The sequence below is a fragment of the Lacibacter sp. H375 genome, from assembly GCF_037892425.1.
Taxonomy (GTDB): Bacteria; Bacteroidota; Bacteroidia; order Chitinophagales; family Chitinophagaceae; genus Lacibacter.
Genome location: NZ_JBBKTT010000001.1, coordinates 4,635,607 through 4,648,439, shown reverse-complemented (window position 1 = coordinate 4,648,439; position 12,833 = coordinate 4,635,607). Strand labels below are relative to the sequence as shown.

The window sequence follows — 12,833 nt, the reverse complement described above, 5'->3', positions numbered from 1 at the left end:
CCGAAAAATAATAAGGTAAGGAATGCCTACAATTCAACAATTAGTAAGAAAAGGAAGAGAAATCATTAGGGCGAAAAGCAAATCCCGTGCGCTGGATAGCTGCCCGTTTCGCAGAGGTGTATGTACACGTGTGTACACAACCACGCCTAAAAAGCCAAACTCGGCTTTGCGTAAGGTTGCGAAAGTGCGTTTAACCAATAAAATTGAGGTGATTGCCTACATCCCCGGTGAAGGTCACAACCTGCAGGAGCACTCAATTGTATTGGTGCGTGGCGGTCGTGTGAAGGATTTGCCAGGTGTACGTTACCATATCGTTCGTGGTTCGCTCGATACTGCCGGTGTAAAAGACCGCAAGAAGAGCCGTTCTAAGTACGGTACGAAGAAGGAAAAAGCTAAAAAATAATCTGACTAAGTAATTCTTATATACAATGAGGAAGACGAAACCTAAAAAAATAGCGCTGGCACCAGATCCAAGGTTTAACGACACATTGGTGACCCGTTTTGTAAATAATTTAATGTGGCAAGGTAAGAAAAGCACTGCTTTTACTATCTTCTACGATGCAATTGATAAAGTTGCAAAAACAACCGGAGAAGACGGTTATGAAATCTGGAAGAAGGCAGTTGCTAATGTAACTCCTGCTGTTGAAGTACGTAGCCGTCGTATTGGTGGTGCTACATTCCAGATCCCTGCAGAGGTTCGTGCTGACAGAAAGATTTCTCTCAGTATCAAATGGCTGGTTCGTTATAGCCGTGAGCGTAACGGTCGCAGTATGGCTGATAAATTAGCAAACGAAATTGTAAGTGCAAGCAAAGGTGAAGGTGGTGCTTTCAAAAAGAAAGAAGATACACACCGTATGGCTGAAGCCAACAAGGCTTTCGCTCACTTTAGAGCTTAATCTTCAACAAGATCATATTCAGGAATCCCTTCGTTTTACGGAGGGATTTTTTTGTGGTGTAACCGCAACTACCCCAATAACAGCGCTAAGTGGAACCACTCAATTTTCACACTCTCTTTTTTTATTTGTCTTCCGGGAATATATTTGTAATGAAACCAACGTGAATTTTAAACCACAATAACCCCTGATCCATGTATTTTACAGCAGTTTAAATATGCCGTAATACCCAAATCAAAACATTTTTCCAAATTTCACTCATTACTCCTTATAATATGAAAAACGCCATTTTGTGCCTAACGGCATTTCTTTTGATTCAACTATCTGTTGCAGCTCAGGAAAAAGACGACGAGAATATTTCCATTGTAAAATCGGTACGCTCATTCAGATTTGTGAAAGGCACAGCCGAAAACCCTGTAGTTGTAAAAGAGGAGCATAGCCGCACTTTCACTTGCAATAAATACCGAACTGATGTGCCGGTTGTTGAGCTCTTCAATAGTATAGAAACAATGGATGATGTTGATATACGTGTTGATGGATCGAAACGACATGGTATTGTGCCAGGTTATGAGTATTACAATCGTGATGGTATCTTCTACTCCGATGAACAGGTTTGTTACTTTACATTACCTGTTTCCAAGATTGGCAGCAAATCGGAAGTAACGATCAAAAAGACAATCAAGGACCCGAGGTATTTTACGAATATTTTTTTTACGGAAGGTCATGTCATTAATGAGCAGGAAATTAAACTGTATGTACCTGCCTGGGTTAGTCTTGATATAAAAGAATATCATTTCGGTAAGTACAACATCCGCAAATCTGTATCGCAGGAAGGCGGTGAAACTGTTTATACTTTTTCTATGAATGATATTCCGAAATTCAAACAGGAGTTATCTGCACCCGGCTTAACTTATTATGCTCCTCATATCCTTGTGCTTTCTAAATCGGCTCAACCGAAAGATGTTTCTTACACTTATTTTAAAACAGTAAAAGAACAGTACGATTGGTATCAAAATCTTGTAAAGACAATTGGTGATGACGAAAAAATCGTAAAAGAAAAAGCAGAAGAGATCGTAAAAGGAATCAGTAATGACGAAGAGAAAGTAAAAAAGATATTTCAATGGGTGCAGGACAATATCCGTTACATCGCTTTTGAAAATGGGATAGCAGGGTTTAAACCTGAAAAAGCACAAGAAGTGTTACGAAAAAAATATGGTGATTGTAAAGGCATGGCTAATTTACTTACGGTTATGTTGCGATCACTAAAATTAGATGCACGTAGGTGCTGGATAGGCACAAAGCATATTGCTTACGATTACAGCACACCTTCTCTTTCGGTAGATAATCATATGATCTGTGCATGGATGAAAAACGGCAAACCGGTTTTTTTAGATGCAACAGAAAAGTATATTGGTTTTGGAGAAACGGCGGAACGGATTCAAGGCCGTCAAACACTTATTGAGAATGGTAATCAATATTTGTTAGAGAAGGTACCCGTTGCCAGTCACTTACAGAATACTTCAACAGAAAACAGAAAGCTGGTAATTGATGGCAATAACCTGAAAGGTCATATAACACACATTTGGAAAGGTGAGAATAAAGAATGGTTATTAAATGCTCTTACAGACATTAAACAGGATAAACAGGAAAATGCGTTGAAGCAGTTCCTGGCGGAGGGTGAGAGCGGTTTCGAAATAAGTAATTTGAAGATCACAAACCTTACTGACTACAACAATGATCTCAAAATTGAATATGATGTATTGTGGAAAAATGCAGTATCGGTATTTGATAAAGATGCTTACCTGAGCATTGATAACAGGGTAAACTTTAAAGACTTTAAAATTGATACAGATAAACGCACGTTGCCTTACTGGTTGCAGTTTAAGAATAATCTAATATTTGAAATTGAGTTAGTACTCCCTTCAGACAAGGTTGTCTCAGAGTTACCTCAAAAGATAAATATTAAGCAGCCTGGTTATAGTTTTTATGCTGCTTATACAAGCGAAGCAGGGAAGCTCAACTATCGTAATGAGATCATCATTAACAATACGGAAATTGTTCCCGATAATTTTATGCAGTGGAACAAAGACATTAAGCAGCTGACAGATTTTTATGACCAGCAAGTAGTACTTACCTCTAAAAAATAACCATCGTGAAACAATTTATTTTCTCAGCAGTATTGTGTTTTGCTTATTTTTCATCTTTCGCTCAGTCGAAAGAAACAATCGCCTATCGAAAAGAATCAGAAGATATGCGTAAATCAGTTTGGGCGTGGGAAAACCCCAAGTTTAAAGTGAGAGATATCCCGCAGAAGTATGCGAATGCATCAAAAATTATCATTGCACATCACACAGAATTAACTGCAGACAGTAAATCGTCTGTTGCGTTTTACGGATTAGGGTTTGGTACAAAACATAAACAAAGTCTTACAGAAATCGTGAGGGAAATTGTAAAACTGAATGATAAAAATGCAGTAACAGAATATTCCGAACTCAGCTTTACCCAGTTTGAAAAACGAAGCGGCTTCTATACTTCTGATAAAACAAGCACTTATTTAGGTGTGCGTATTATTAAAGCGGATGGTACCGTAAAGGAAATTAATGCTGACGAAGTGGTGCTTACAAAAGATGCAGCCAATGAAAAGCAGGCAAAGCTTGCCATCCCTGATCTGCAACCCGGCGATATTCTCGATTACTTCTTTGCTACTGCTCAAAACACAACTAATGATTTTGCAACGAAAGTTTACACATTGCTTTTGTTTGATAATGCACCTGTTTTAAGCTACTCTTTCCATAGTCAGCTTGGGAAAAAATTTGCCGTTGAATACCGTAGCTATAATGGGGCACCTGAGATTGCAATTAAAAAAAGCGCAGAAAGTGATATCGTAATCGATGTGCAAAAGGATGACATGCCCCCTTTTGAAACAAGCCTTTGGGTTTCGGCAACAAGACAATTGCCATTTATACGGATGAATATTTCACAGGGGTATAAAGGAATCGGGAGTGCATCATTGGGTATAAGCAGGCCCGGCGAAATAACAAAGATTGTCAATAGTCAAAACGCATTAGAAGAAAAGTCACGTGAGTTTTCAATGCAATACTATAATGGCTACTGGATACGAGCTAATAAAATGGAATACACTTCAATGGAGGGATTGGCGAAAATTTATGCCAAGCAAATGGGTATTGATTATAAAACAATGAGCAGGGATGAAAAGGCTGCTCATTTGTATTATACAGCCCGGTTTTATTGGTTTATGCGGTTTCATATTGATGATTTGGAATCTAAAATGAATCTTGGCTCAAAGCGGTTCGATGGTTTCCCATTTTCGATGTTCGCCTTACTGAAGGCAGCGGATCTTGATCCTGCTATCATGATCTATGAAGATCGCACTGGATTTCGAATGAATGAAGCAATGAACGGAAGTGACTTGGGAGCGATTGCATATTTGCCGGGAACGAATAAGTATTTTTCAATGACCTCGATTTTTGAAGTCCCGTTTACCGCACCAGCAAGTGCAGAGGGTGCAAAAAACACGAAAAGTTTCACATTCGACCACCCGGCTATGGTAGGTCCTGCAAAAGTGGCCAATCTTACAGAAGTTGCACCCGGACCAAACGTAGCAACAAGTAAGTCGGCAGATAATGCCCGAATTGAAAAACTACAAATATCATTCACAGCAGGACAAACATCATTAAGTGTAAAGAGAAATACCACATTAAAAGGACATTATAAACTTGACGAGCAAACCAAACTTGTAACTTATGAGGATATCATGGATTACGAGAGTAAAGTATTTAAGCAGAAACAACTTTTGCTCGATGAAATAGCAAATTCAAAAAGTGGAAAAAAGTATATTAATGAACTTAGAAACGCTTTTGCAGAGGCGAAGAAAAAACAAAAAGATGCTTTTTTAAAAGAAGCAAAAGATTGGTTTGAGCAGGAGGTAACAGAGTTACAGGACTATCGAATTGACAATCCGGGCATACGCCATACAGCGCCTGATTTTGTGTACAGTTCAAATTTTCAGTTAGGTGGGTTGGTTAAAAAGGCCGGGAATAATATTATTGTTGAGATCGGGAAGATACAGGGAACACCTCTTGTAATTAAAGAAGAGCAGAAGAAACGGGCGCTTGATGTATACATGCCATTTGCGAGAAGTATTGAATATCATTTAGAGATTGCAATTCCGGAAGGGTATACTGCTGAAGGGGTTGCCGCTCTTAATTCAAAAGTTCAAAATGAAACGGGATATTTTATTACAGAAGCAACCAGCAACGGACAAACTGTTTCTGTAAAAATCATGAAGCATTACCTGAGTAGTTATGAACCACTGCAAAACTTTGAAAAGATCCTGGCTTTTGTAAACGCATCCAGTGAGTGGACAAATGCAAAATTATTGTTGAAGAAAAAATAAGTTAAGAAATAGAACCTGTTTTAGTTCTTAAAGGTATTGCGCAATGATCGCTAATGTTTAGCGATCATTGCGCAATTTTTATATCAGCACTTTCTTTGAGACGAGCGGAAAATATTTAAAGCGTCGCTATCACTTCATCACTTATTTCTTCTTGTTCTTTTTTGCTTTTTGCCTGATCTTCTTTGCGGGCAATTGAACAATAACTGTTTCACCACGGCCTTTTTCATTTGCCCTGCTTTGTATGGTCCACAGATCGAGTTGGTTATCGCCATCAACAACACTGCCACTGTAATCGCCCCAGGCAACACCATCGGCTGCACCTGTTCCTTCGCCCACACGAATTATTTCACGAATGCTGCCTGCTGCATCAGTTGCTTTGCGATAAGCAAAACGTGGACTCACAAACATATTTGCATTTGCTTCCTGGAAACCAATGAGTACATCTTTGTTTTTATTTACTGCAAGTGTTGTTTGAATATAGTTTGTGGTATCACTTTTAATTAAACCTGTTTGCTGAATACTTCCGTCAGCTGCATTTACCTGGTGCCACTGCACAGCAGAACGTCCTTCGCAATTAACAGCTTGTGAAAACCAAATGCTGCCACTTTGCAACACAAGATTTTTTGGATTGCGATCGCCTGAAGAAACTTTTTGTTGTGTATTGAATTGTGGTGATTGTGGTGGGCCACCAACATATTTCAGATTATGTGGTTTATTGCTGACCAAAATACAGATAGGTGTGCCATCAGCAGCTTCAGTTACTCGACGGATCACAAACTTATCACGATCAATTTCGAAGAAATAGATATCATCTGTTGCATCTTGTCCGTAAACCGGATGGCCAAGACTACCATTGAAATGATACACAGTTGCTGGCCTTCCCGATTTTGCATCAGCCATTTTCAAAACAAAAGTCCGCTCTTCACCACCGGGAAATGAATAGCCGATCCATTTGCGGCTGTAACCAATTCCACCGCCATCAACACCTTTAGGTGCTGGAACAGGGTAAGTGTTCCAGGCAGCACGGGGGTCGCTGGTTTCAGAAACAGAAACGTTTACCGGTTTTATTTTGGCCGAATCCCAATACACCCAAAGATCGAAACCAAATACCTGGTTATGTGCATCGAAGAAAAGCTTAGGGTCAATTCCATTATTGAAGCATTTCTGCGAGATGCCTTGCTGGTATTCACCTTTTTTATTGTAGATAACCAATCCGTTGTTGGTACCGTGCAACACATAACCGCCGCCAACTGCAATTTGCGGATCTACCTGGCGGTTGCCATCCATTGAACCATCAAATGCCAGGTAGCCATTTATCATGCGGGGGTTGCCGCCTTGCTTGCGTTCGGGGCATTGGCCATTGTTGTTGAAGCTGGTTTTGTGAATAGGAGAGATCATTTCTGTGCGTACGGGGCGCATTGTGTCTCTTGAGCTTTGCGCTGCTACTGCACCTGAAAAGCCGAGTAATGCGATCAGGATTCTAACTTTATTCATTGGTTTTGAATTGTTTCGTACAAAGTAAACTGCATTTGAGATGTAAAGACCGGGGCAATCGTTTGCATGATTTTGACCGTTTATGGAAAAGGTAGTTGCCGGGGTTTTCAGGTTTCATGCAAAGGGTTCCAGGAGGCAAGGCGCTAAGCTGAAAATGCACCTGAATGCTGAAAACCCAGCATGTGCGGCTTTTACGGCTAAATGCATTTCGAAAAGGAAAAATCCTTACTTTTGCGGCCGCCAAAGTTTCCAACCAAAGGTGCAATTGAACAGAGGATAGGAGGTTCGAAATTGATTGGCATCGTATGAGAGTATAATTATTACATATCAGCCCCCATCCTGAAAAGGATGTTACCTGCGGGCAGCCTATCTCCAAACAGGAGATAACAGTTCAATAGAATTCATAGAGTAAAAGAGTGCGACGCCGATGTGGATGCACAGAATTACGAAGACGATCACAAACATTATTCAAGATTTTTTAAACGATAAACATTCAAATTAAAACAGTCATGGCAGACTTAAAATTTCAGAGAAACTTTGGTATTGCGGCTCATATTGATGCCGGCAAGACCACAACTACTGAGCGTATCCTTCGCTATACCGGTATGATTCACCGTATTGGTGAGGTGCACGATGGTGCAGCTACAACCGATTGGATGGAGCAGGAAAAAGAAAGAGGTATCACCATCACTTCAGCTGCTGTAAGCTGCCAGTGGAACTTCCCTACAGTGTTAGGTAAGCAAACTCCAGATACTAAAAAGTATTCTTTCAACATTATCGATACTCCCGGTCACGTGGATTTTACTGTAGAGGTAGAACGTTCAATGCGTGTATTGGATGGTTTGATCGCTTTGTTCAGTGCGGTTGATGGTGTGGAACCACAATCTGAAACTGTATGGCGCCAGGCTAACCGTTACAACGTACCACGTATCGGTTTCGTAAATAAAATGGATCGCAGTGGTGCTGACTTCTTAAACGTTGTTAAGCAGGTGCGTGAAATGTTGGGATCAAAAGCCGTTCCTCTTCAGTTGCCAATTGGTGCAGAAGATGATTTTAAAGGTGTGGTGGATCTTATCAAGATGAAAGGTATCATCTGGCATATGGAAACAGAAGGAATGACTTTCGATGAGATCGAAATTCCTGCTGATATGTTGGAAGAAGCAAAAGACTGGAGAGCTCAGCTTGTAGAAGCAGTTGCTGAATATGATGATAAGTTGATGGAGAAATTCTTCGACAATCCAGACAGCATTACGGAAGATGAAATTCACGAAGCTGTACGCAAGGCAACAATTGACCTTTCAATTGTACCAATGATGTGCGGTTCTTCATTTAAGAATAAAGGTGTACAAACTGCATTGGATGCTGTTTGCCGTTACCTGCCTTCTCCTTTAGATGTGGAAGCAATTAAAGGAACTGATCCTGATACAGGTGAAGAAATGACCCGTCAGCCAGATGCGAAACAACCATTTGCTGCGTTGGCATTTAAGATCATGACCGATCCTTTCGTAGGTCGTTTAGCGTTCTTCCGGGTTTACTCTGGTCATCTTGATGCCGGTTCTTATGTGTTGAACGTAAGAAGCGGTAAGAAAGAGCGTATCAGCCGTATCATGAAAATGTTTGCAAACAAACAAAACCCTGTTGATTTTATTGAAGCAGGTGATATTGGTGCAGCGGTAGGTTTTAAAGAGATCAAAACCGGTGATACATTGTGCGATGAAAATCATCCGATCACATTAGAGAACATGTTCATTCCTGAGCCTGTGATCTCTTTGGCGGTTGAACCAAAAGCACAAGCCGACGTTGATAAAATGGGCTTAGCGATTTCTAAATTGGTGGAAGAAGATCCAACACTGCGTGTAAAGACTGACGAAGAAACTGGTCAGACTGTATTGAGCGGTATGGGTGAATTGCACCTTGAGATCATCGTTGATCGTATGCGTCGTGAGTTTAAAGTAGAAGTAAACCAGGGTGCACCGATGGTGGCTTATAAAGAAGCGTTCAAACAAAAAGTTGAACACCGTGAAGTGTTGAAGAAACAATCGGGTGGTCGTGGTAAGTTCGCCGATATCATTTTTGAAATCGGACCTGCTGATGAAGAGTGGTTGAAAGAAAACCCGGGCAAATCATACCAGTTTGTAAATGATTTGTTTGGTGGATCAATTCCAAAAGAATTTGTTCCTGCCATCATCAAAGGTTTTGAAACTTCAATGAGCAATGGTGTATTGGCTAACTACCCAATGGTAGATATGAAAGTGCGTGTGTTCGATGGTAGCTACCATGATGTGGATTCTGATGCAATGAGTTTTGAATTGTGTGCGAAAAGCGGTTTCCGTGAAGCAGGACGCAAAGCAAAACCAACCTTGCTTGAACCAATCATGAAAGTAGAAGTTGTAACACCTGATCAGTACATGGGTGACGTTACGGGTGATTTGAACCGTCGTCGTGGTATGCTGGAAGGTATGGATACAAAAGGTAATGCACAGGTGATCAGAGCCAAAGTTCCTTTAAGTGAAATGTTTGGTTATGTAACACAGTTACGTTCATTATCCAGCGGTCGTGCAACTTCAACTATGGAGTTCAGTCACTATGCACCTGCACCAAACAACGTTGCCGAAGAGGTAATTGCGAAGGTGAAAGGAAAAGTGAGTGCTTAATTACATTAAGTTGATTGAAATAGAAATCCCTCCGCATGCGGAGGGATTTTTTTGTGGAATGTTATTGGCTTTTATGATTATTTTAGCGAAAACACTTTATCAACGTATGAAAATCAAAACCCTGCTAACAACGTCTTTTATTTTACTCAGTCTTATCTGCAACGCTCAATTTCCCGGTATTAGCTTGAACAAGCACTTTACTTCAACAGGATCCACTTTGTTTTATGAAGGGAAACCAACCAAAGATGGTGGATTTATTTTGGCAGGTTTAGATTCAATGGAGGGTAGATTTTATTTTGACTATGATATAAATTATAAACGTATTAGTGGAAACGCTATGCTTATAAAAACGGATAGTGGTGGTAATATTATTTGGAAAACGGTGTTACCAAACCCGACCGTTCCAAAAGCTTTTTGTTCGGTTGTGCAAGCAGGTGATGGTGGATATATTGCGGCTGGATTTACAGGATCTCCATCAGATGGGAATAAACAAGTTCTTATTGTAAAACTTTCAAGTAGCGGATCGGTATTATGGCAAAAAGAATATGGTGGATCTGGGGAAGACTTAGGTTATACAATTATCAAATGTAATTCAGGAGGTTATTTAGTAACTGGAACAACAACTTCGAATGATGGGAATGTAACGGGTAACCACGGATCTTATGATTTACTGGTGATGCGAATAGATGAATCTGGTAACCTCCTTTGGCAGAAATGTTTTGGTGGTTCAAGTATTGAGATTGGTCGCTCTGTTATCGAAACCTTAAATCACGAGTTTGTTTTTTGTGGTTCATCGCAATCAACTGATGGAGATTTAGCAACTAATGGTGGTGTAAGAGGCGGTTGGTTATTTAAAACAGATAGTAGTGGAAATATAATCTGGCAAAAAAATTATGGTGGCTATAGTTCTATCGGGAATGGAATGATTGCAAGATTTAATAGCCTTACATTAGATGGCTCTGGTAACATTTATGCTACAGGGTTTGAAGAAAGCAACAAATTAGGCTTAGATAGTACATGGATCACTTCGAATATATGGTTGATAAAAGTAAAACCGTCGGGCGAGCTGATTTGGTCAAAAGTATATGGAGGTCCAGGTTTTGAAGAAGCCCTTGATATAAGCAGGTCGCTTACAGGTTCAATTCTAATTACTGGTCATACTTCATCAAGAGATGGAGATTTTGGAGGAATTGCCGGCGCTTATGTTCGAACTTTTATCCTTAACGTCTCAAGTGATGGAAATATGCTTGCAAAGAAAATTTTTCAAAGCAATGAATTTGAAGGGGGTTTTTCATTTTTCCAAACCAAGGATGAAGAGTTTGTTCTCGTAGCATCTTCTGTTCAGTACCAGGGCATGTTAATTAAACTTGGCGCTGCAAACTATATTAAAGGGAATTTATTTTTAGACGAAAATTCTAACGGTGTTAAAGATGCAACGGAAAAAGTATTCAATAATGCTTTAATCAAAACTAAAAAGCAGGATGTAGAAATTATGTCGGCTTTACCTTACAACGGCTTATTTGAAATTCCTGTTGATACAGGTAATTATGTTACAACTGTGCAGCTTTATAATCCCTATTATACAGTTGTACCTTCTTCCCGTAACAGTACTTTTAATTCTTATCTCAATACAGATTCATTCGGCTTTGCAGTTCAGCCGCTTGCAAACTATCAGGATTTGATTGTTCATCTTCTTCCCGTATCACCGGCACGTCCTGGTTTTAAAGCACAGTATGTGTTGAATTATAAAAACATCGGCACTACAACCATTGCAAACGGAACAGTGAAATTGATCAAAGACAGTCGCTCAGCTTATTCATTTAGTTTACCATTACCTGCTTCCGTTGTTGCAGATACTATTACATGGAATTATACCAACTTGAAACCACTTGATTCAATAGCTATTGGTATTGAATTGCAACTGGCAGCACCGCCTGCTCTTAACAACTCTGATACACTAAAGTTTAAAGCCATCATATTGCCGGTTGCAGGTGATCTCACTCCTTTAAATGATACAAGTAGTTTAAGGCAACTTGTGCAAGGTTCTTATGATCCGAATGATAAACAGGAAAGTTTTGCAGGACGCATGCCGTTAAAAACTATTCAGGATGGTGGGTATATTAATTACGTCATTCGTTTTCAAAATACCGGTAACGATACGGCATTCACTGTTCGGTTGATGGATACATTGGAAAATAAACTTGATTGGAGTTCATTTGAAATGATCGGCAGCAGTCATAAATACAGCCTTACAATAAAAGAAGGAAATAAACTTCAATGGGTATTCAATGATATTAAACTGCCCGACAGTACAACAAACCTTACACGAAGTATCGGCTTTATTGCCTTCCGTATCAAACCGAGAAATACGGTAGTAACGAATGATGTAATTAAAAATAAAGCAAGTATTTATTTCGATTACAATTTGCCAATCGTTACGAACAGTGCTGACATTACAATAACAAATGAAGTAATAACAGCAGTACGTGAAATTCAGAACGATGAAATGAAATTGCAATTTGGTCCTAACCCAAGCAATGGTTATTCAAACCTCATCATCACAGGTAAGTTAAAAGGGAAATTTGAACTGAGGATCATTGATAACAGCGGAAGTATTATATCTCAACAAACAATTACCAGAAATACGATTTCCGAAACAAATAATATTCCTGTTCAGTTGAACAAGCTTTCTTCAGGCGTTTATTACATTCAGCTGCAACAGAAGGGGAAGAGTTGGTGGCAAAAAATAATTCTTCAGTAACGAATAAAACGCTCCGATATTCGGAGCGTTTTATGTTGACGGTATTTTGATTTTTATTTTAAACTTTTTCAGTTAGTGATGCAATTGACAGATGATTGATTAAAATATTTGTCATTTTACTTGCATTTGGTTGAACAGTTTTTTAATTTCAATATGCGTTGGAACATTTTCAATTTACTCCGCATTCCTCCTAAACACCAAACCTTAATCCTCCCTCGCTGTTAACCCTACCTTTCTAAACCTCTTTATTCTAAAAGCCTGCTTATTCAGGTACATCATTTCCAGTGTCCGGAAACCAGTTGTCGTTTTCTTATAAGTTTATAATGCTTATTCCAATGGAAAAGTAAACACGATAGTTACGTTTATTCTCAATTCTATTTTGTGATGTTATATGCATCAACCGAATTTAACTATCATCGGTGATGAGGGGATGTATTGTGTCTTTACACAGCCTCTCTGTTAACCAAAACTGTTTATTTCAGATCCTTTATTCTTGTAAAGCCGGTTGTAACAGTGGTTACAAAAATCCCTGTCTTTATTTCCAATTCCTCCTCCTTTCTAATATCCTTTACAGTTTGGTTAATTCATTTGCTTTAAACAGTCGGCTGTTTTAG

7 protein-coding genes are annotated in these 12,833 nt (G+C 39.4%); 6 read left to right on the top strand and 1 reads right to left on the bottom strand.

The window, feature by feature from the left end:
* The first annotated feature begins 22 nt into the window (after positions 1-22).
* The 4 genes from rpsL (at position 23) to WG954_RS19885 (ending at position 5,310) form a co-directional block, all read left to right on the top strand.
* A complete protein-coding gene (gene rpsL / locus WG954_RS19900; protein ID WP_182801521.1) occupies positions 23-403 on the top strand; it encodes a 30S ribosomal protein S12 in 381 nt (126 codons plus the stop codon).
* Positions 404-428: 25 nt separating this feature from the next.
* Positions 429-896 (top strand): 30S ribosomal protein S7, encoded by a 468-nt coding sequence (gene rpsG, locus WG954_RS19895; RefSeq protein WP_182801520.1) that lies wholly within the window; start codon positions 429-431, stop codon positions 894-896.
* 272 nt (positions 897-1,168) lie between these two features.
* Positions 1,169-3,040 (top strand): transglutaminase-like domain-containing protein, encoded by a 1,872-nt coding sequence (locus WG954_RS19890; protein ID WP_340438719.1) that lies wholly within the window; start codon positions 1,169-1,171, stop codon positions 3,038-3,040.
* A 5-nt stretch (positions 3,041-3,045) separates the two neighbouring features.
* Positions 3,046-5,310, top strand: coding sequence for a DUF3857 domain-containing protein (locus WG954_RS19885; RefSeq protein WP_340438718.1), 2,265 nt, complete (start codon positions 3,046-3,048; stop codon positions 5,308-5,310).
* A 141-nt stretch (positions 5,311-5,451) separates the two neighbouring features.
* Here WG954_RS19885 and WG954_RS19880 read toward each other — a convergent pair whose 3' ends face one another.
* Positions 5,452-6,804, bottom strand: coding sequence for a hypothetical protein (locus WG954_RS19880; RefSeq protein WP_340438716.1), 1,353 nt, complete (start codon positions 6,802-6,804; stop codon positions 5,452-5,454).
* 509 nt (positions 6,805-7,313) lie between these two features.
* On the opposite strand from WG954_RS19880, the gene fusA reads away from it, so the two are divergent.
* Positions 7,314-9,458: an elongation factor G gene (gene fusA, locus WG954_RS19875; protein ID WP_340438713.1), complete on the top strand. Its 2,145-nt coding sequence runs from the start codon at positions 7,314-7,316 to the stop codon at positions 9,456-9,458.
* 106 nt (positions 9,459-9,564) lie between these two features.
* Complete coding sequence (locus tag WG954_RS19870) at positions 9,565-12,219, top strand: DUF7619 domain-containing protein (RefSeq protein WP_340438711.1); 2,655 nt, start codon at positions 9,565-9,567, stop codon at positions 12,217-12,219.
* Positions 12,220-12,833 lie beyond the last annotated feature (614 nt).

What these genes read in the sequence shown, in the direction of transcription:
- WG954_RS19870 (WP_340438711.1), top strand. Translation starts at nt 9,565, where the DNA reads ATGAAAATCAAAACCCTGCTAACAACGTCTTTTATTTTACTCAGTCTT.
- rpsL (WP_182801521.1), top strand. Translation starts at nt 23, where the DNA reads ATGCCTACAATTCAACAATTAGTAAGAAAAGGAAGAGAAATCATTAGG.
- rpsG (WP_182801520.1), top strand. Translation starts at nt 429, where the DNA reads ATGAGGAAGACGAAACCTAAAAAAATAGCGCTGGCACCAGATCCAAGG.
- fusA (WP_340438713.1), top strand. Translation starts at nt 7,314, where the DNA reads ATGGCAGACTTAAAATTTCAGAGAAACTTTGGTATTGCGGCTCATATT.
- WG954_RS19880 (WP_340438716.1), bottom strand. Translation starts at nt 6,804, where the DNA reads ATGAATAAAGTTAGAATCCTGATCGCATTACTCGGCTTTTCAGGTGCA.
- WG954_RS19890 (WP_340438719.1), top strand. Translation starts at nt 1,169, where the DNA reads ATGAAAAACGCCATTTTGTGCCTAACGGCATTTCTTTTGATTCAACTA.